A 20686-nucleotide genomic window follows, 5' to 3' on the forward strand; every position below is an offset into this window, starting at 1 on the left:
AATATATCAGCTCAGGCTAGGGAAAAATAGTCAGTTGATTAGTACTGTGATGGAAGTATAGAACCTATTATCTATTAGCTAAAACAAAATAGAGGTACAGAGTGATGAATAATCTATTATTGAAAAGTTTAACGATATGTTTTGTATTCAGTTTGGCTGGATGCGATAAAAATAAAGATGCTGATACAATGAGTCGAGAGGAGACAACGACTCCCCATGCTTTAGAAGCGGAACCAGTAGAAATGGATCATTCTAGAGAGGCTCAGTTGCATGATGATTTACAACATGGTAGTTCTGCTCCTGTTATGAACGAAAGTGATGAGACAGGTTTAACAAATGATAATACTCAAACGAACTTATCAAGTAGAACTCCTTCTAATTAAAAATTAAGAATGTTAAGGATGTTGTGGTTAAGAATTTTCTATGAAGTTTTTAACCACAATTAACTTAAGATTTCTATTCTTAGATCGATATTTTAATTGAAGATATTTTAATAAATTTACGAAATGATGTAATGTGAATTTGGTTGCATAAAAATCATATAATGAGATACATGTCATATTTAATGTGATTTTTATGTTTTTTCTATTAAATTTTATTTCATAACTTAAAACAATATTAACAATGGGTTACTTTAATTCTTGCGAAAATTCCTGAAGGATAAAATAAAGGAATTAACAAATGCCTCAGTACTTAAAATTAGCAGAGAAAATTTACAGTAATTTAAAAGTATCAAAAGGATTCTCTGATGATCCAGTTGAGGATCTTAATAATTTGATGATTGAGTTAAGAAATACAGTAAAAGATACAAATTTTAAGATGCTTCATCATTATATAGATTTTGAAGAATTATTGATGAACTCACAAAATGCACCTATTAATATTGATATAAGCATTTTACCAAAGAGTAAAAATAAAGATGAATATATATTGTGGCTTGCGAGTTTTGTAGAAAAAGTCACGATTCCCACTAAAAAAGTAAAACAACCAATAAAGGATAAAGTTATTCAACCTAGCTATTGCTATGATGATTTAGGGAATATTGTAGATAAAACAAAAACAGATGAAGATGCAATAGTTTTATATTTTCAATATAAAGAAACTACAACATAAAATGGATTAATGAAGATGGGGTGTAGATAAGGACTTAGCCCAGCTCTTCGCTTGGCAACGTGGACATTCCTGTTCTAAATGCAGTAAATGCTGCGTTGCGCCACAATTCATATAAGAGTAGAAGGTTTCTGGACTCAAATATTCAGATTTTTTATAATCTTTTGGAAACAAAGGTAAGCCCCATTTGGTTTCTTTCTCTGTATAAAATAAAATACTCAGGGAACCATCTGTTTCCAAAACAGCAACTTTTATTTGACCTAAATGTTCTACACTCTGCTGACGCATCTCAGCAAAAAACTCATCATGAGAATACTTTCCTTTCTTTATATCGTGTATCACCATCATGCCATCTTCAATAATACAGAGTGATTCTCCTTCTAAGAGTATTTCAATTTTTTCGTTTTTCATCATCGCCCAAGTCACTACTCGATAAAGAATAATAATTGTACTCATGACTATAAATGCTTGGATAAGCGGTATGTCATCCATAAACATCGGATCACCAGCCGCTGATCCGAGACTTAAAATGATAGCTAGTTCAAATATAGAGAGTTGTCGGATGCCTCGTTTACCAGATAGTCTCAAGAAGAAGAGAATAAAAATAAACATGAAAAAACAACGGATAATTATTTCTAGGATAAAATCCCATGTTGTATCATGTATAAAGATGTCTAGTATTTCCATTTTTTACTACCATTTTTATTATAGATATTATTATATTACATAAATAAAATGAGCTTATTAAAAAATAAGCTCATTTTTTACAACATGTTAGATTTATATTTTATCCCAAGCATCTTTAACCGCTTGTTTAGCATGTTCCCATTTTAGCCTAGATTCAGCTTTTAGCTCTTCCCATGATTTCTCTAAACTACCTTCGACATCTTCGAATTGAGTATCACGGTCATATTCAGAGCGTGCTCGACTACCAAGCTCATAAGCTTTTGAAAAATCTCGGTCATAATCTAAATCTGGTGTATCAAGTTGAGGTTCTTGATAATAGGGACGGGTGACATAGCTATTACGCCAATGATCATTTGGATCAATAGTAACACGTGGATTTTGCTGATGTTGATTTGTAATATCTACTTCTTTCATTAGAATTCTCCGAATCACTAATCGAATGAATATAAAATTTAGGAGAATATTTAACTATTCTCCTAAATCACTTCAGATCAAAAATAATCAAATATTACTTTTGTTGATTATTTTGATTCGATCCTTGACGATTAGCGTCTTTTTGGTTTGAACCTTGTTGTTGAGAATCGCGCTTGTCTTGTTGCTGTTGCTGATGTTGTTGCTGGCGATTATCATCATTTGGTTGTTTTCTTTGCTGATTGTTACGTTCTTCATTCGGTTGATTATTTGTATTACTCATGATCGTATACCTCATTTAACTATAATAAAATTATCTGAGTACATCAGATGGTTTTAGTAAAACATATTTTTTTATTTTGAGGTGGACGAGCATGTTTCACTATATTTAAATGTAATTGTTTTTTTATATTAACTAATTAATTAATAGAGACTTGTAGATATAACAGTCTTAGAAACAAAAACATTATTTAATATAACTTCATGTTTGTACTACAGGATGAAACAAATCAAAAAATTATATTCTCAGCTTATGATTTCTTCAATTTTTTTACATATATCTATCAAAAGGTTCTGTAACTTTATTTCTGGTTTTCCTTTATATTCGGTTCTAAAACTATAAATCTTGTTCTTATAATCAATACAATAGAAGAATGTCCCCACAGGTTTTTCCTTTGATTCAGATCCACCTTTTTTCAATAATCCTGTACATGAAACATAAATATCGGATTTAATTTTTTTCTTCCCTTTTTTAATCATTTCTTTAGTTACTTGCATTGATTCAGCGGTATGCTTTTGAATTAATTTTGATGAAACTTTAAGTAAGTCTTTTTTAACACTTAAATCATAGCAAACCAAGCTACCAACTAAGATATTTCCAGAAAGTGGGTTGAGTGAGAACTGGTAAGACAAATAACCAGCAGAAGCACTCTCAAAGAAAAATATTGTTAATTTTTTCTTCGCCAATATTTTACATGTTGTCTTTAACATTGTTTGATCACCTTTTTTAATGGTTGATTAAATTATTGAGTATTTAGTTTATTTATTTTAATTTTAAATAATTCAAAATATTGGATTGTAATTTTGTCATTTTATATATGTTTGAATAAAAAGATTTTTTTAAAACAATATGTTTTCTTGTTAACGTGCTTTAACAAAAAATCGGTATGAATAAAGGCAGTAAGTCGTAAGCTTGTTTTTATGTTTTCAACTTGGAGAGTGAAAATGCCAGTTGTCGTCAAAAAAAGGTTACTTGATTTGATACAGGATTATCATCAAAATTATTATGAGTTAGTTTCTTTTTTCCTTGACGGGAATATTGCTAACATTGAAAAAGAGAAGAAGTCTGTCAATTTATTAAAAATGGAACTTGAACAAGTATGTTTAGATGATGTTCATTTTCCCGATCAAATCGGTGATATAAAGCACTGGTATTTAGAGGAAAATAAAAAAACGGGAAATGCCTATCAAGATTATATAAGCCGAAGACAATTAGGTGGCCAGCGAGAATATTTTAAGAATATAGGTCAAGCCTTTGAATTTCTGATTAAAGTCTCACCGATAAAAAAAGTTGATGGCTCTTGGCTATATAGTATTGTCAATTATTGGAATGATCCTGCATTTCATGATCTTATTTTGATTTATTTGGAGGAATTGGGACTGGGTTCAGCTAAATCTAACCACGTATGTATTTATGATGATCTTTTAAGCGTTCTAGGTTTAGATGATTTTGAGCTTTTTCTCGATGATGAATACTACCACCATGCCGCAATTCAATTGGCTTTAGGGTATGCACCCCCAGAATTTATTCCAGAAATCGTAGGATTTAACTTCGGTTATGAGAAATTGCCTTTGCATCTTCTGATCACTAATTATGAGCTTAAAGAATTAGGGATTGATTCAAAATATTTTAACTTACATATTACGATTGATAATCTTGATAATCTTGATAATGGTCATGCTTATAAATCTTTAAAAACATTGGAAAAATTGTGTGTTAAATATAAGGATAAAGACGTATTCATCGATAAGCTAAAACGTGGTTATGCATTAAATCAACATGGAATTACCTCACTGCAAATTATTAACAATCTCAACTTAGAAGATTTCGTTCATAAAATTTTAAAGCGGAAAGCTTTGATTGGGCAGTTAATGCATAACGAGAAACAGCAAATCGGATGTAAATCTATTAATCAATGGCTTTCTAATCCTGATGACATCGAAAGCTTTATCAACCAATTGATAGAAAAAAATGGATCAAACTTAATAAAGCCCCTGAAGAAAGTTTGTTTTGGAAATTGATTAGCCATCAAGATGGAAAGATGTATGGGGTATTTAATCCCACAGAAAAACAAATTATTCATGATTGGATTGCAGGAGAACAGTACGCCTCTACTTTTCTTTCTTTTCACCAACACGTTGATAAAGAACAGCCGATCCATAATTTTTTATTTAGTTATATCTCAGATGGTGAACTGGAAAACTTGCAAACAAGAGTCAGTCAGACCAGTAATCTGGCCCTTAAGCTTTCAAAGTTGACACCTTTTTTAGCTCCCGATACTCATCACAAAACTATTGGGTTATGGAGTACGCAAAAATATACGGAACTTTTATTTCCTTATTTAACCAGTTCACTTAACCGATAACGATTCATCAAAACTTTTTATTTTCTAGCTAACTGTAAATAGGTCGCTACATGAATGACAACACTAAAAACACCGAAACGAAAAGCGCCTTAGCAGGTCAAACTCCTGATAAGTGCAATACGACAGAGAAAACAGCTCAACTTGATCAGGTCCGTACAGATGCAACCAATGAAGCATTGACGACTAATCAAGGTGTGAAAATTTCCGATAATCAAAATAGTCTTAAGGCTGGCGTTCGAGGTTCAACACTACTTGAAGATTTTATTTTAAGAGAAAAAATCACTCATTTTGATCATGAACGTATTCCTGAACGGATTGTGCATGCTCGAGGTGTCGGTGCACATGGCTATTTTCAGGCATATGAAGGGAATGAACGTTTTACAAAAGCAGGATTTTTAACTGATCCGACGATTCAAACACCTATTTTTGTACGGTGTTCGACCGTACAAGGCCCGCGTGGTTCTGCGGATACCGTTCGTGATATCCGAGGTTTTGCCATCAAATTTTATACCCAAGAGGGTAATTTTGATTTAGTTGGTAATAATGCGCCTGTTTTTTTCATTCAAGATGGCATTAAATTTCCTGATTTTGTTCATGCAGTCAAACCAGAACCGCATACAGAAGTTCCAACAGGAGGAAGTGCACATGATACTTTTTGGGATTTTGTATCATTGGTACCCGAATCTGCTCATGCGGTGATGTGGGCGATGTCAGATCGGGCTATTCCACGTAATTTACGTTCGATCCAAGGTTTTGGTGTGCATACTTTCCGATTGATCGATGCACATGAAAAAGCAAGATTTGTTAAATTCCATTGGACTCCAAAACAAGGCGTGCATGCACTTGTTTGGGATGAAGCACAAAAATTAGCAGGTAAAGATCCTGATTTTCATCGCAGGGATTTATATGAAGCTATTGAGCAGGGCATTTATCCTGAATGGGAGTTAGGCGTGCAGATCATCGAAGAAGAAGATGAAATGAGCTTTGACTTTGATTTGCTTGACCCTACTAAACTTATTCCAGAAGAGTTAGTGCCGATAACACCGCTCGGAAAATTCGTACTTAATCGTAATGTTGACAATTTTTTTGCTGAAACAGAACAGATTGCATTCTGTCCAGGTCATATTGTACCTGGTATAGATTTTAGCAATGATCCACTTTTACAAGCTCGTTTGTTTTCTTATACCGATACGCAGCTGAGTCGTTTAGGTGGACCGAACTTCCATCAAATTCCGATTAATAAGCCTGTATGTCCTTTTCACAATCATCAACGAGATGCAATGCATCAATCTGAAATTCATAAGGGGCAGGCATCTTATCAACCTAACTCAATTGACAATAATTGGCCGATAGAAGTTCCTGTCGCTACTCAGAATGGTGGTTTCGAGAGTTATCAGGAACGTGTTGATGGTCATAAAATTCGTCAGCGTAGTGAATCGTTTTCCGACCATTTTTCTCAAGCACGTTTGTATTATCAAAGTTTAGCGCCACATGAACAGAAACACGTGGTGGACGCTTATACCTTTGAATTAAGTAAGGTTAAACGTCAACACATTAGAGAAAGAGAAGTGCAATCTATTTTGGCCAATATTGATATAGATTTAGCCCAACAAGTCGGCAAAAATTTAGGAATAAAAGTGCCTGATTTGGCCGAGAGTTTCAAACATGCCATGATCGAAAAGTCTGAACGACTTTCTATGCAAGCTTTTATCCCCGAAGATATTAAAGGCAGAAAAATAGCGGTATTAATTCATGATAACGTCAATGCTGAAAGCGTGCGTACGATTCAGAATTGGGCGATGAAAGAGAAGGTGATTGCTCATTTACTAACCCCAGTGCTCGCTCCAGTAAAAGGTATGCGAGATGAAGAAATCACATCTGATGGGATGCAGAAAGCCGAACCTTCGATTGCATATGATGCTGTCATTATCGTAGATGGTGATAATTCGAATATGGTTTCCGCAGATGGTGTGACCAAACATTATTTACTTGAAGCTTATAAGCATTTAAAGCCTATGGTCTTTTTAGGAGATAAATCAGCATTGTTGGATCAACTTGAGTTAAGCCCTGATGAAGGAACGCTTATACAGGACGATTTTCGTCATGTCGCAGAAAAACTAAAACATCTTCTGCGACATCACCGAATTTGGTCAAGAGAAGCGCTGATAGCGGCGATTCCAGCTTAGTTGATTTGGTATGATGACAAACACTAGGTTGCAGTTATTTTGACCAGAACGACTGCAATCCTTTCGATGTGTTGGTAGTTCGGTTGTTCTAACTCTTCGCCAAATACATCAGGATCGATTTCCTCATAGGTACATTTCAAAGTTGGATAATTGATGATCCAACTTTGAATGGCTTCCAAAAATTTATTGCCGTATTGGCTGATTGAAATTCCTGTATATAGAAAAATGCTACCATTCGGGGCAAGTCTTTTTACCGCCTCTCTTAGAATCTTGAAGGACAATTCTGTGCCATCTAAATTGTTTCCACCATGCCGATACTGCCGTTCTTGGATATCCATTAGATAAGGGGGATTGGCAAATATAAGGTCAAAATTCCCTTCTAAATTAGAAAATAAATTGCTATGAATAGGATAAATATTTTCTAAGCCATTAAATTGTTGGTTTACCTGACTATAAAACAAGGTCTTAGGGTTAATGTCAGCAGTAAATACCTCAGAAATTGAGGGAAAGCGTTTGGCAATTGAAATCGCGACAGCGGATGTCCCACAGCATAACTCGACAGCTCGTTGGCAGGATGGAGATTGGGTGAGTAAATATTGCTTAAGGTGATAATAAAATCGATAGGTGTCGGGGCCAAAAAATACGGCATCATTTTCTACGGTTGGAAAAGCAGAATGAATAAATAATTCATCCTCCAATGATGCAACTCGGATTTTACTGAAACACTGATTGTTCTCAATGTGGATAAGATCTGCTTTTTCCAAGAGGCTAAAGAGTTGAGGATCTAAATCCTTAGGAGCAAAAGGCAGATTCCATCCGAAAATATCTCTAAGCGTTGTAGACCTTGATGACAAACTTTCCTTTCTTTTTATAATACGTTCATGCGTTAGTGGCGTAATTACTGTAAATCGATAATTTTGCTCTTTTAAAAATTTTAATAAAAAGAGCAAAACATGTTGCTGTAGAAGCGGTGTATCAAGGAATTGTTTCATTATCGGTCTCTTATTTTTATAAAAACCTCGAAGACGAGGTTGATTGTTTACTTAACCATTGACGATTTCACCACCATTGACGTGGATCACTTGTCCCGTAATATAGCTGGCATCATCTGAAGCTAGAAATAGAAAAGCAGGGGCGACTTCACTGGGTTGTCCCATTCTTCCCATTGGCGTATTTTTACCAAACTCTGCCACAGTTTCTGAGTCAAAACTACTCGGGATCAATGGTGTCCATATTGGGCCAGGTGCAACCCCATTTACGCGAATTCCTTTTTTCTGTTTCATCAAGTTATTGGATAAGCTCCGAGTAAAGGTTGTAATCGCGCCTTTGGTGCTTGCGTAATCAATTAATTCATCGTGACCTTGATAACTGGTAATACTTGTGGTGTTAATGATGCTATCTCCTTCATCTAAATGAGGAAGTACCGCTTTGGTAAAATAAAACATGGAAAAAATATTGGTTCTAAAAGTTGTTTCTAGTTGTTCATCGCTGATATTCACGATATCGCTTTGTTGAAATTGAACCGCTGCATTATTAATCAAAATGTTGATTTTCCCAAATTTACTGATCACTTCGTTGACACAATAAATAGCAACATTTGGATCGGTGATATCCGCTTTAATTAACAAACATTGTTGACCTTCTTTTTCTACTAACTGCTTTGTCTCCTCTGCATCCTCTTGTTCCTCTAAGTAGACAATGGCGACGTCTGCACCTTCTCTTGCAAATAAAACGGCAATAGAGCGACCTATGCCACTATCTCCACCGCTAATTAAAGCGACCTTGTCTTTAAGCTTATCACTTCCCTGATGTGTTGTTTTGATAACCTCTGGGATAGGGTGCATCAGTGTTTGTTTACCAGGTTGATGTTGTTGTTCTTGAGCGGGTGCTGAAGTCGGATAATCATGGATTGTCTTGTTCATCTTAGGGTTTCCTTACTATGCATATATTCTATAATCTTTTTAAAACGTGTTATTTTGAGTAAAAGTTATATTTAGATTGGTTTTATTTGTATTTATTCCGTAGAGAGGGTTTAGTATATGTAAGTCTTTTAATCCAGATTTATAGCGTCAAGATTGTTTGGTCGTTTTTTTTCTGATGCGGATTTTTAAGTTATGATTAATTAAAATGATGGTAATATTAATTTTTTTTGAATGGTTATAATTGTGACAAAGTTTTTTAAGTTGAGGTTAGATATTATTTTCTATCGTGACTTTATTAAATAGTGTTTTCTTGAATTGTTTTGAAATATTTTTAGGTTCTTTGTAACGTAATGGTTAAGAAATATTTAAAAAAACTATAAATAGTCCTGACATTTCAATTGCTTAGTGAATAAAGTAAAAAAAATATAATAGTTATAACTCTTGTTACAACCATTTAGTCGACAATGATATAAATTTTTTACATAGTAGACAGTACTATTCGGGAGAATTATCATGAACAAGATCACTGTGATGATTAAAGATCAAGAAGAAAATGAATCTATAGTTGTTGCACAGCTGAATAACATAGAGGATCACGAAATTCCATTCTTTAAGAGAGTGGAACATATTGAAGTTGAGGGGCGGAATATTTTTCCAAATATAGATTTTATTTTTGAGGATGAATTCGATGGAAAAACCTATAAAATAATTTCTGTTGTTAATGATAAGAGATTTATCTAAAAATCAGTTGCTTAAGTTTTTATGAAAACAACTCACTTATTTAAATTAAATAAGTGAGTTCTGTTTTATTGAAATATTTTATCGTGTTGGTATATGTTAATTTAGATTATATTGTTTATTAAGTTATAAGTGTTTAAAAATCAAGAAAAGAACTTGCTGATTTTAGCTTAGCAAGCTCTTTATAATGAAAATATATTTTATGTTTATATCTATCAAGTAATTGGGTTGAGCCCTTTAACAATATCATTAAATTCAGAACCATTTAACCAAAAAGATTTCTTTAAGAAGAGGGTAGTCATAATACTTTCTGCTGCTTCACTATTTGGGCTTTCACAAAACAATCCATAACTATTGCCTAGTACAGTGTTGTTTTCAATAAGACGAATAAAGTAAGCATGTTGTTCATCAGCATAGCCAAGAATTGCATCACGTCGACTGTCCATTTTTCATGTCTCCACATCAAAAATATTTGAATAAAACCTAACGGCTGATAGACCAAACTTATTCGTGAATTAGATCAATAACTTAAATGCTGTATGAAGATGAAATGCATTATAAGTCATTCATTTAAAATAAGAATCTCACTTTGTTTTACATCCTTGTCTAAGTTCAACAAGTGAGTGCTTGATCTATGAAATTTATTGTTATGCAAAATTAATTGCACGTCAACTTGAATTTGTAACTTTTTCAAGTTAAATTGAATTACTGTTGTTAATCACTTGGGTTGGGGGGAATGATGTCCAAAAAAAATGAATTTGAGCATGGCGGTGCGAGAGCAAATGCTGGGCGAAAGGCGCAATTCAGTGAACCGACCAAAGTGATTCGTGTTCCTGAATCCCAAGTGGATTTCATCAAAAATTGGTTACTGAATAATGTCAAAACGGGCACGCATACAGATTTGACCTCTTCAATGAAAATTCAGAATGTTCAAGCGAACAATGATCGAATTTACCACATTCCACTGGCAACGGAACGTGTTGCTGCGGGATTTCCATCGCCTGCACAAGATCATGTAGAGCAAGCATTGGATTTAAATCAGTTTTTAATTCGAAATGAAAACTCTACTTTTATTGTGAAAGCCAATTCACTGTCGATGTTAGATGTCGGAATTGACATTGATGATCCCTTGGTCGTTGATCGGAGTATCCCAGCGAAGTCGGGTGATATTGTGATTGCATTGATTGACAATGATTTCACGGTGAAACGCTTGATGATTGATCACCATTTTAACCCACCAAAAGTATGGCTAAAGGCTGAAAACCCTGATTTTCAGAATATCTATATTCATGAGGGGCAAGAATTGGTGATTTGGGGTGTGGTGACATATAACTTGAAGCCGATGTGGTAGTTATAAATGAATGTACCACAACGTATTTTTGCTTTGATCGATGTAAATAACGCTTATGTCAGTTGTGAGCGTGTATTTAATCCAAAGTTAGAAAAACGTCCTGTGGTGGTGCTTTCAAACAATGATGGCTGTGTGGTTTCTCGTTCTTATGAAGCAAAAAAACTTGGCATAAAAATGGCTGTTCCATTGTTTCAAATTGAAGAGATTATTCGCCAGCATCAGGTCGAAGTACTTTCAAGTAATTATGCCTTGTATGCAGAAATGTCGCGGCGTTTCATGAATATATTGGGTAGTTTTGTTGATCCTTGTGAGCAAGAAGTTTATTCGATTGATGAATGCTTTTTAGAGTTGACTGCCCATCAACAAAGTTATGATTTGAGTGAATATGCACGTCAGATTTTAGCGACAGTCAAAAACTGGTTGGGGTTGCCATGCTGTATTGGTATCGGATACTCCAAAACACAAGCAAAACTTGCGAATAACTTAGCTAAAACGTATGCCTGTTTCGATAGTGTTTGTAATATCGTTGATGAAGATCCTTGTATTATTGAAGACTTACTTCTTTATACACCCGTAGGAGAGGTGTGGGGTGTCGGACGAAAGATTCGACAGCGCTTAGAAAAAATGAATATTTGTTCAGTGATGGATTTAGTCCAAGCAGATCCTAAAATGATCGGGAAGCAATTTTCTGTCGTAATGGAAAATACAGTCAAAGAACTACAAGGAATGGCGTGTTTAGAGATTGAAGATGTGATTTCAGATCGTCGGCAAGTGTTAAGCAGTCGTTCATTTGGTCAGCCAATTGAAGATAAAAATAGCCTAAGTGGTGCTTTAACTGAGTTTAGCTTGCGGGCAGTAGAGCGGCTTCGTAAACAAAACTTATTATGCAAGGCGGTTGGCGTCAGTATCCGAACCAATCGATTTAACAAAGAACAATATTATCGTCCATTTACTATGGTGTATTTAGCAGATTATAGTGACGATCGTTTAGAAATTATAAAAGCGGTACAGCAAGGCTTAGATCGAATCTATCTAGCAGGGCATCGTTATAAAAAAGCAGAGGTCATTTTGTTAGACATCATTCCGCGACACAGCCATGCGGTTGATTTATTCCATGATACGGATGAACTGATTGCTCGTCAGAATCTTTCGGTTGCTTTTGATAAGATTAATGAAAAGTTCGGACGAGATGTGATGACGTTTGGGCGATTGATCACTCCGCAAGGACGAACTTGGGGGATGACTCAAAATCATAAATCACCCAGTTATCTGACCAAGTGGGATGAGGTTTTGAGGGTGGGGTAAATGGTTTTCGAGTTGCAGATTTTATATGTGTTTTAATTGATTAGAATATAGATAATCCCATTCTTATAATTAGAAAAACTAACAGGATGAGAAAGAATACTCTGATAAAGTTGCTACCATAACGTAGTGCTAGAAAAACGCCGACAAAAGACCCCATAATATTACACACCGCTACAATTATACCGATCTCCCATAGGACATGACCTGCGGGTATAAAAAATAACAGTGCTGCACTAAATGTACCTATGTTCACAACCTTTGCTGATGCCGATGCATTGAGAAAATCAAAACCAAATACTTTTACAAAAAGAAAAAGAAGGAAGCTACCACTGCCGGGGCCAAAAACCCCATCATAAAATCCAATAAGCCCCCCAAAGAATACGCCTAAGAAGATTTCTTTAGGACCACATTTGATATAAGTGCTATACGATCCTAAATCTTTTTTTAGAAAAGTATAAACAGCCATAATGATGAGTAAAAAGAAAACACTATATGTCATAAACTGCTTTGGAATATGAGCGATTGACATAGCGCCGATGAACGCAAATACAAAAGCTGAAAGCATCGTGGGAACGAGAAGTTTCCAAACAAACTTAATTTTATTTATATACCTGAAAAAGGATGATGCTGTGCCAGCCCATACAGCCAATTTATTTGTACCAAAAACTGTGGCAATACTATGTTGTGGTAAAGCATGTAATAAAGCAGGTATTTGCACCAGACCGCCACCACCGACAGCAGCATCAATTAATCCCCCGCAAAAAGCAAAAAATCCTAAGATAATTAAGGTGGTTTCATAAGTCATGATAGTGAACCAATCTTCGAAAATAATTTACATATGATCAAATGAGCCTAGATAGGCTGCCGTATTTTTTCGTAATATCTATTCTTTTTTTATTAAATTTAAGTTGCTTTATAATAGACCTCTTTCATAATTAATTGTACCTTCTTTGTATTTTCCACCGAGGCAGAAACAGAAGGGGTTCATGAAAGAAGTCTAATATGAGAGAGTCATAAAAATCCTAAAATACTAAATGATTGTAAGCGAGCATTATTGATATGGAGCAGTGCTATAAACTTTTTACATTTTCTTTTCCTTTGTAAAAGAGTTCTATGATTATCTCCTGTTTGCTGAACATTAAAATCATTGTGGGTTTTCTCACTTATCGAATATTTTCCCACCATTGCTTAAAGCTTTGCCGATCATTATCCAGTTCCACTAATTCACCAATCATCGGGGTTGCAAGACGATACTTCCTCGATTTTGAATACTCAGCAATTCTTGTGATCGGTTCATACCAAGGGTGTTTAGCTAAACTAAATTTGGAATGATGCACGGGAATCATATTGCGCGCTTTTAGTTCTTCAGTCGCTTGTGCTACTTCATTTGGATGGCAATGTACTGCATGCCAAGCGGCATCATATTGTCCATTTTCCATCAATGCCCAATCAAAAGGCCCGTATTTTTGACCGATTTCGACAAAGTGCTTGTTATAACCGCCGTCGCCTGTATAAAAGATCTTTTTGCTCGGTGACTGAATAATGAAGGAAATCCACAAATTTTTTCCGCTATCGAAAGCACGTCTTGAATCATGATGAGTGGTTTCAGTGATAATGGTAATGCCATCGTCAAACTCAATGCGATCTCCCCAATCTTTTTCAATTAGCATGCTTTTGGGATAGCCCCAATATTCAAAGTGTTCACCAACACCTAAGCCAGTGATCACATATTTTACTTTATTCTTTAATTTAAGAATGGTCTTATAATCCAAATGATCATAGTGATCATGTGAAATCAGTAAATAATCAATCTCAGGTAATTCTTCGACGGTGTATATATCGGTTCCTCGATAAGCGCGTGTTCCCCACGGCAAGGGAGAAACCTTGCCACTCATGACAGGGTCAATTAAAAATTTTTTGCCGTGTAGTTGCATAAATACGGAAGAATGTCCGAACCAGATCATGACATCTTGCTGAGGGTCTAGTGTTTGGAGATTGTTTTTAATCGAGGGAATAATATCTTTAGGTCTACGATGAGGGATGGTTTTGATAAATGTCCTATAAAGTTCAAGAAAAGTATGAGAGCAATCGGCCATGCCTAATTTTTCAGTGAGATTGCGAAATTGACCTTGCTGATAGTTGGGAGAATTTTTAATACGTAGCAGTCGTTCACCAGAGGGGCTTCTGCCAAAAAGAGGATGTTGTAAATATAAGACGCAGATAAAAATAAGCAAGACGAGAGTGAGGGTGAAAACAATAAGCATAAATCGCATTCCCTTTTTATTTGGGCAGTTGATAATCAACATTAATAAAAAGTAAAAGCGACAAAATGATGAAATATTGTCTAAAGTCGACGAATGAAAAATCATCTATTCTTATTTAATATTTGTCTAAGCGAAGGAGAACGGTCTTTTGATCAAGCGATCGTGTTGGTATTGGTGTGATTGAGCAAAAGGAAGCCATTTAGAGGACTGTGATTTATGCTAGACTATAGGCAAATAACAGTATTGAAAATGGCTGTGCGTTAGCAGAACGAGTAGGTAAAATGATTGGGCAGCAGAGAAACATATTAGCAACTTTAGGAATAGATGTTTGGATTCCTAGAGAAGTTGTATGTCAAAAAAATACTGCACCGAATCTGTGGCGAGATCAAGTTGTCGAAGAAACTCAACAGCCTCCTGTGCTTAAATTTGATACAGCGCCAATTTCTGAAAATATCCAAGTCGCACCAGTAGCAACGCCGCCGATAATTGAAACAGACGCTCCTCAAGCAACTGAAGTTGTCGTAAATCCTATTGAAAAAGACGTTGTTGTTGAAAAAGAGCAGGTCGTTATAACGACACAAGTTCAAGCGTTTGAGTTGCAAATGTACGTTTTAGAAAGTTGTGCAATTTTGCTAGAAAGCAGCCAACTGAGCGATGCTCAAAGACAGTTGTGGCAGAATATTCAGAAAGCCAGATTAGGACAATATGCTGAGTTGAAATGGCCATTTCCATTGGCAGCTTTTCAGGAAAATCGTGGATTGTCTTCATACATTCAAGGTTTCTTGGATGCGACCGCCACCAATAAAAAGATTTTATGCTTAGGTCATCTAGATTTTATTCAGCATTCTAATATATTGCATTTAGCCAGTTTGGAAGAAATGATTGCTCAACCTTTATTAAAAAGACGATTGTGGCAATTGATGCAATAAAAGAGTGGATGTTTAATAATGAAGAAAGTTGTTGTATTTAGTCAAATTAATCAAGACGTTTTAGCGCGGTTACAGCAAGATTATCAGGTAGTGGTACTCAACCCAAAGTTGGGTGATATCAATGCGCAAATCCGAGCTGAAGTCGTGGATGCAGATGCCATGATTGGTGCTGGGCGTTTACTCAATCAAAGTAACTTAGCACCTGCACAAAAACTTAAAATTATTTCTACTGTTTCAGTGGGCTATGATAATTACGATATCGATTATCTGAATCAAAGAAAAATTTGGCTCGCAAACACGCCGCATGTATTGACAGAGACCACAGCGGATTTGGCTTTTAGTTTATTACTGAGTGCAGCACGAAAAATTCCACAACTGGATGCTTGGACCAAACAAGGGCAGTGGAAAAGAACGGTTTCAACTGAACAATTTGGTGTAGATGTATTTGGTAAGACTTTGGGGATTATTGGTCTAGGTCATATTGGTGCAGCAATTGCTCGTCGAGGCTTTTATGGCTTCAATATGAATATCTTGTACCATAATCGCCGTGAAAAAATAGAAGTCGCTCAAGCATTCAATGCCCAATATCGTGACCTCGACCAGTTATTACAACAATCTGATTTCATTGTGGTTGCCGTTGATTTAAATAGCCAGTCACAGGCGCTGATTGGAGAGACTCAGTTTGAGTTGATGCAGAAACATGCTGTATTTATCAATATCGCACGCGGCTCTGTGGTTGATGAGAATGCACTGCTTGGAGCATTACAACACAATAAAATCTTTGCTGCGGGCTTAGATGTTTATGCCAAAGAGCCATTACAGGCATCTCCCTTATTTGAGCTGCCAAACGTGGTGACTGCACCTCATATTGGTTCAGCAACGATTGAAACACGGAATAAAATGGCCAATCTCGCTTATCAAAACTTGATAGATGCTTTAGAAGATCGAACGCCACGTTATTTGGTCAATCCAAAATTTGAATAAATTCTTACATGTTGATTGCTGAATAATTGCTCTAATCTATGTTTTAAGGCTGATTAATATTGCTACACTTGCGCCCTTTGTAATTTGGACTTGGGGTGTTTGTGTTCGAGAAATTAGCTGAGCAAAGTTTGGGCTTGATGGGATGGGAAATCGATAATCATTGGGATTTAGATATTGACCAATGTGTGATGATTGCTGCACCACATACCAGTAATTGGGATGCTTTATATGCCCGTTTGGCTTTGAAAGCGTTAGGGGTAAATGTTCGCCTCACCATTAAAGACAGCTATATGAAACTTCCTTTTGGACCTTTTGTACGTGCGATGGGCGGTATTGGTATCGATCGTGGCGCGAAACAAGAAGGTCAGGAACGACCAAGTATGGTTCAATTGATGAGTGACTTGTTTAAAACTCATCCGAAACTGGTGATGTTGGTGACCCCAGAAGGAACGCGCGCCAAACAAGAACAATGGAAAACAGGTTTTTACCATATAGCGGTTGCGGCAGGTGTGCCAATTGCATTGGCGTATATGGACTATGCCAAGAAAAAAACAGGCGTAGGCAAGATTATTTATCCATCAGGCGACTATGAAAAAGATATGACTGAAATCATGGCTTTTTATGCAGAGATTCATGCAAAGTTTCCAGAAAAATTTAGCGTAGACCAACGCTACAGCGCGAAGAAATAGCCTCTAAAAATATAAAAGAAGACAGTAAAAGCTGTCTTCTATAACACTTTGTTGCAAATTCCTCTCATTTTCAGTGCTATATTAAATTTCTCCATTAGAATCATAGAGAAACCCCCTTGAGACCGCTGCTGCTTGCATGTGGCTTATTTGCCACGACCCAACTGAGTCATACTCAAGTCCTTTTGCCTACACAGGTGATGGGGGCAACTGAAGTCCCTGATATTGGCAGTGGTATAGGGTTGCTCGACCAACAAAAAGAAAAATTCATCGGTGAAAAAGTTTATCGTCAAGTTCATCGACAAATGCCTACTGTGCAAGACCCTTGGTTGGAAGATCAATTTTTACAAGTTTTCTCAGGTATTCTAAGTCAAACCCAACTGGGGCAGCCGATTGGTTTGGTGGTGATCAAAGATCCCCAAATTAATGCCTTTGCTGTACCTGGTGGTTTATTTGCAATAAATACAGGTTTGATTACGTCCGCTAAAAATTTAGATGAAATCGCTGGGGTGATGGCGCATGAAATCGCCCATGTCACACAACGACATTACAGTCGATCACAAGAAGCATTTAAAGGACAAGGCTTACTGGCTTTGGCTGGGATCCTCGTCGGTGCTGCAATTGCTTCGCAGGCAGATGGGGATGTCGGTTCAGCAGTAATGCTAGGGACGCAAGCCGCTTTAATTGATAAACAACTCAGCTATAGTCGTAATCAAGAGCGTGAAGCAGATCGTATCGGCATGCAATTTATGTATGCTGCAGGATATAATCCGCAAAGTATGGCGGATTATTTTGAAACCATGCATCGAGCCACCAGTCGAGTCAGCTTTTTGCCAGATTTCTGGTTCACTCACCCTTTAACCACTGAACGGATGAGTGAGGCAAGATTACGTGCCAATCAACTGCCTAAAGTGAAGTCAAAGATTTATGACCTCGATTTCGCGATATTAAAATGGTATACCCAAGTTGTTTCAAATCAAGCCACAGAAATACAAATTCAATCTCTAGCTACGCAGAAAGATGTTGCGGCGCAACTGGCGCTCAGTAAGTTTTATTTAGAGCAAGGTGATTATGCTCAAGCACAGTCAAATCTTGATTTGGTGAAAGCAAGATTAAAATCTCATATATTGGTTCCGCTTATTCAAACAGATATTTATTTGGGACAAAATAAACTTGAGCTGGCAGAGAATACGATTGCGCCCATTCAAAGGACGATGCCTGAGAATCGAGCACTATCTTATAAATTTGCAGAAGTCTTAATTCGACAAGGACAAGTTGCACAAGCACAAACCTTAGTGCAACGATTCATTCATAAGAACCAACGTGATATTCGAGGATGGCAACTGTTGCAACAAGCAGCAAACTTAGACAAAAGCTCACCATTACAAGCTGTGAATGTCTTATGCTATCGTGCAGAGGTTGAGTATTGGTCAGGCTATGAAGAAAACGCGATTAAATCGATGTTACATGCGCAAAGACTTGCAAAAGGGAATATGGCAATGTCAGCGAAAATTGAATCTCGTTTAAAGCAAATGCAAGATGACTACCGTAGGAAAATTTAATTCTTAATTTGAAGTGGTGGAATTAGCTTGCTGAAAATTTGAGAGTAATTACATGGAAATTAAATTAGAAAAATTCAACATACAAGATTTTAAAATCTTGCCTCACGCAAGATTCTAACGCGTCAGGGTTTTAAGCATAAAGCATTTAATGACTACGATGGATTAGCAGGTGAAATACTGGAATTAAACAATTGATTTAAGTCATCAATAATAAAAGAGTAAGTATAATTGCCTTAACATAAATAGAAATTAATTGAAAAGGAGGGGGATTTTATGATTAAGGGGCAATGTTTATGTGGGGTGGTGCAATATCAATATCATGGTGAAATTGAAAATAGTATCTTGTGTTATTGCCAGCACTGTCAGCAGGCGCAAGGTGCGATAGCTGGTTGGAATAGTCCGCTTGATCAAACAAAATTTGAATTTATCTCAGGCCAAGACCAACTCAAAGAATATTTTCACACTCCGAATAAAGCGCGAGTATTTTGTCAATATTGTGCCAGCCCGATTTATTCTTATCGTACAGATTTGCCAAATATCATTCGCTTGCGTTTAGGTACAGTGACAGAGGGGCATATTCCTGCACCCAAAGAAGAATTTTTTATCGAGCATAAACCAAAATTTATTGAATTAAGATAAGATGGCTGGCTTGAGTGGTAAAGAAGTTAAAAATTGATGAAGAAAATTATTGGTTTTATTTTTGCGATGAGTTTCGTAGGGGCGAGTTCAGCGGCTTCAGTTGAGCAATATGTACGTGCTGTAGAAAAAATAACAGCAACCTATGCGCAAGACATGCGTAGTTTTTTGCGTAGCTTAGATCCGCAACTCTCACATTTCACGCCTGAGCAGCAGGCAAGATATTGCGCTATTGTAAATCAGTATGTGCAGGACTCTTATGCTGCGATTGAAAAGAATCGGTCACATCTAACAGGGCAATACGCCACGATGACGAAACAAGATGTAATTCATCAAGTGACTGAGTCAAAAGAAATGCAAATGATCGCTAAATACAATATTCAGTGTGATTTTAAATAAACAGATGCGTGTTTGGGTTCATTGTTTAAATGAATCCAATTTATTATTAAATATATAAAAGGAGAGGTATAAAGCCTAACTGAGCTGATTAGCTTAATTTTGCTTTAATTTTAGAAGAAACTTGTGCAGGATCGGCACGCCCGGCTATGATCGGACGTAGAGAATTCATCACCTTACCCATATCTTTCATGCTAGTAGCTCCTTGAGCAGCAATCGTTTGCTCAATGAGAGAATCAAGTTCTTCCTCAGTCATAGCTTCTGGTAGAAACTGAGATAACACCTCAATTTCGGCTTGTTCTTTACTAGCTAAATCATCACGACCAGCGCCAGAAAAGGCTTTGATCGATTCTTTACGTTGTTTAATTTGCTTTTCAATGACCGCAAGAACCTGAGCGTCGTCAAGCTCAATGCGCTCATCGACTTCGATTTGCTTAATTGCTGCCTGTAGACCACGAATCACCGTTACTGATGCCATATCTTTGGCACGCATAAAAGTTTTTAATACGTCAGTAATTTGGTTCTTCAAAGTCATCATAGTTTTTCAGCAGTCAATCACAAATTAATTAGTAAAGGCGAGTAGTACGTACAGATTCGCGAGTCAATTTCTTTTGATAACGCTTAACTGCAGCAGCTTTTTTACGCTTACGTTCTTGAGTTGGTTTCTCATAGAATTCGCGCTTACGAACGTCAGCTAAAACACCAGCTTTTTCGCATGAACGTTTGAAACGGCGGATAGCTACGTCTACTGGTTCGCCTTCTTTCAACTTAACTTGTGGCATGTAAAATCCTCTAAGATGATGGATAAGATCTAACGCACTATTGCACTAGATCGCAAGTGAAGGTCAGTATTTTACTCATTTACAACTCAGAT

Annotated in this window: 23 protein-coding genes and 2 pseudogenes; 14 read left to right on the plus strand and 11 right to left on the minus strand. The window is 36.3% G+C overall.

Annotated features, from left to right (window positions below):
* The first annotated feature begins 104 nt into the window (after positions 1–104).
* Both F903_RS07965 and F903_RS07970 read left to right on the plus strand, forming a co-directional pair.
* On the plus strand, positions 105–383 hold the full coding sequence (locus F903_RS07965) for a hypothetical protein (protein WP_005196085.1): 279 nt from the start codon (positions 105–107) through the stop codon (positions 381–383).
* Between the two features lie 298 nt (positions 384–681).
* Entirely contained in the window at positions 682–1113 is a 432-nt protein-coding gene (locus tag F903_RS07970; protein WP_005196086.1) for a hypothetical protein, read from the plus strand.
* 6 nt (positions 1114–1119) lie between these two features.
* Here F903_RS07970 and F903_RS07975 read toward each other — a convergent pair whose 3' ends face one another.
* The 4 genes from F903_RS07975 to F903_RS07990 form a co-directional block, all read right to left on the minus strand.
* Entirely contained in the window at positions 1120–1797 is a 678-nt protein-coding gene (locus F903_RS07975) for a DUF421 domain-containing protein (protein WP_005196087.1), read from the minus strand.
* A gap of 93 nt (positions 1798–1890) precedes the next feature.
* Positions 1891–2211, minus strand: coding sequence for a hypothetical protein (locus F903_RS07980; protein WP_005196088.1), 321 nt, complete (start codon positions 2209–2211; stop codon positions 1891–1893).
* A gap of 94 nt (positions 2212–2305) precedes the next feature.
* Positions 2306–2491, minus strand: a complete 186-nt coding sequence (locus F903_RS07985; RefSeq protein ID WP_005196089.1) for a hypothetical protein — start codon at positions 2489–2491, stop codon at positions 2306–2308.
* 242 nt (positions 2492–2733) lie between these two features.
* Entirely contained in the window at positions 2734–3198 is a 465-nt protein-coding gene (locus F903_RS07990; RefSeq protein ID WP_005196097.1) for a CinA family protein, read from the minus strand.
* A 234-nt stretch (positions 3199–3432) separates the two neighbouring features.
* Here F903_RS07990 and F903_RS07995 point away from each other — a divergent pair.
* A pseudogene (locus tag F903_RS07995) lies at positions 3433–4853 on the plus strand (iron-containing redox enzyme family protein).
* 50 nt (positions 4854–4903) lie between these two features.
* A complete protein-coding gene (gene katE, locus F903_RS08000) occupies positions 4904–7039 on the plus strand; it encodes a catalase HPII (RefSeq protein ID WP_005196103.1) in 2136 nt (711 codons plus the stop codon).
* A 23-nt stretch (positions 7040–7062) separates the two neighbouring features.
* Here the strand turns inward: katE and F903_RS08005 are convergent, their stop codons facing one another.
* A complete protein-coding gene (locus F903_RS08005; protein WP_005196105.1) occupies positions 7063–8031 on the minus strand; it encodes a methyltransferase in 969 nt (322 codons plus the stop codon).
* A gap of 51 nt (positions 8032–8082) precedes the next feature.
* Entirely contained in the window at positions 8083–8961 is an 879-nt protein-coding gene (locus F903_RS08010; protein ID WP_005196106.1) for an SDR family oxidoreductase, read from the minus strand.
* Positions 8962–9474: 513 nt separating this feature from the next.
* Here F903_RS08010 and F903_RS08015 point away from each other — a divergent pair.
* On the plus strand, positions 9475–9702 hold the full coding sequence (locus F903_RS08015) for a hypothetical protein (protein WP_005196108.1): 228 nt from the start codon (positions 9475–9477) through the stop codon (positions 9700–9702).
* 212 nt (positions 9703–9914) lie between these two features.
* On the opposite strand, the gene F903_RS08020 is transcribed toward F903_RS08015, so the two are convergent.
* Positions 9915–10145, minus strand: a complete 231-nt coding sequence (locus F903_RS08020; protein WP_005196110.1) for a hypothetical protein — start codon at positions 10143–10145, stop codon at positions 9915–9917.
* 293 nt (positions 10146–10438) lie between these two features.
* Here F903_RS08020 and F903_RS08025 point away from each other — a divergent pair, with 293 nt between their 5' ends.
* Positions 10439–11050, plus strand: a complete 612-nt coding sequence (locus F903_RS08025) for a LexA family protein (RefSeq protein WP_005196111.1) — start codon at positions 10439–10441, stop codon at positions 11048–11050.
* 6 nt (positions 11051–11056) lie between these two features.
* A complete protein-coding gene (locus F903_RS08030; RefSeq protein ID WP_005196112.1) occupies positions 11057–12355 on the plus strand; it encodes a Y-family DNA polymerase in 1299 nt (432 codons plus the stop codon).
* Between the two features lie 40 nt (positions 12356–12395).
* Here the strand turns inward: F903_RS08030 and F903_RS08035 are convergent, their stop codons facing one another.
* Both F903_RS08035 and F903_RS08040 read right to left on the minus strand, forming a co-directional pair.
* Positions 12396–13160, minus strand: a complete 765-nt coding sequence (locus F903_RS08035) for a sulfite exporter TauE/SafE family protein (protein ID WP_005196113.1) — start codon at positions 13158–13160, stop codon at positions 12396–12398.
* A 358-nt stretch (positions 13161–13518) separates the two neighbouring features.
* Positions 13519–14619, minus strand: coding sequence for an MBL fold metallo-hydrolase (locus F903_RS08040; protein ID WP_005196114.1), 1101 nt, complete (start codon positions 14617–14619; stop codon positions 13519–13521).
* 281 nt (positions 14620–14900) lie between these two features.
* On the opposite strand from F903_RS08040, the gene F903_RS08045 reads away from it, so the two are divergent.
* From F903_RS08045 to F903_RS08070, 7 genes and pseudogenes are all read left to right on the plus strand, one after another.
* Positions 14901–15548 carry a hypothetical protein gene (locus F903_RS08045; protein WP_005196115.1) on the plus strand — a complete coding sequence of 216 codons (648 nt, stop codon included), beginning with the start codon at positions 14901–14903 and terminating at the stop codon, positions 15546–15548.
* Positions 15549–15566: 18 nt separating this feature from the next.
* The gene (locus F903_RS08050; RefSeq protein ID WP_005196116.1) at positions 15567–16532 is read left to right on the plus strand and encodes a 2-hydroxyacid dehydrogenase; all 966 of its coding nucleotides are present in this window, start codon (positions 15567–15569) and stop codon (positions 16530–16532) included.
* Between the two features lie 101 nt (positions 16533–16633).
* Positions 16634–17221 carry a 1-acyl-sn-glycerol-3-phosphate acyltransferase gene (locus tag F903_RS08055; RefSeq protein WP_034594973.1) on the plus strand — a complete coding sequence of 196 codons (588 nt, stop codon included), beginning with the start codon at positions 16634–16636 and terminating at the stop codon, positions 17219–17221.
* Positions 17222–17382: 161 nt separating this feature from the next.
* The gene (locus F903_RS08060) at positions 17383–18780 is read left to right on the plus strand and encodes a M48 family metalloprotease (protein WP_228128690.1); all 1398 of its coding nucleotides are present in this window, start codon (positions 17383–17385) and stop codon (positions 18778–18780) included.
* Between the two features lie 93 nt (positions 18781–18873).
* Positions 18874–18975 (plus strand): annotated as a pseudogene (locus tag F903_RS16830) (N-acetyltransferase); the annotation flags it as partial.
* A 78-nt stretch (positions 18976–19053) separates the two neighbouring features.
* Positions 19054–19419: a GFA family protein gene (locus tag F903_RS08065; RefSeq protein ID WP_005196118.1), complete on the plus strand. Its 366-nt coding sequence runs from the start codon at positions 19054–19056 to the stop codon at positions 19417–19419.
* 36 nt (positions 19420–19455) lie between these two features.
* Positions 19456–19815 (plus strand): hypothetical protein, encoded by a 360-nt coding sequence (locus tag F903_RS08070; protein WP_005196119.1) that lies wholly within the window; start codon positions 19456–19458, stop codon positions 19813–19815.
* 88 nt (positions 19816–19903) lie between these two features.
* On the opposite strand, the gene F903_RS08075 is transcribed toward F903_RS08070, so the two are convergent.
* Together F903_RS08075 and rpsU are read right to left on the minus strand one after the other, a co-directional pair.
* Positions 19904–20350 carry a GatB/YqeY domain-containing protein gene (locus tag F903_RS08075; protein WP_005196120.1) on the minus strand — a complete coding sequence of 149 codons (447 nt, stop codon included), beginning with the start codon at positions 20348–20350 and terminating at the stop codon, positions 19904–19906.
* Positions 20351–20378: 28 nt separating this feature from the next.
* Entirely contained in the window at positions 20379–20594 is a 216-nt protein-coding gene (gene rpsU, locus F903_RS08080; protein ID WP_004652785.1) for a 30S ribosomal protein S21, read from the minus strand.
* Between the last annotated feature and the right edge of the window lie 92 nt (positions 20595–20686).

Origin of the sequence: Acinetobacter sp. NIPH 298 (assembly GCF_000369505.1) — a bacterium.
GTDB lineage: Bacteria > Pseudomonadota > Gammaproteobacteria > Pseudomonadales > Moraxellaceae > Acinetobacter.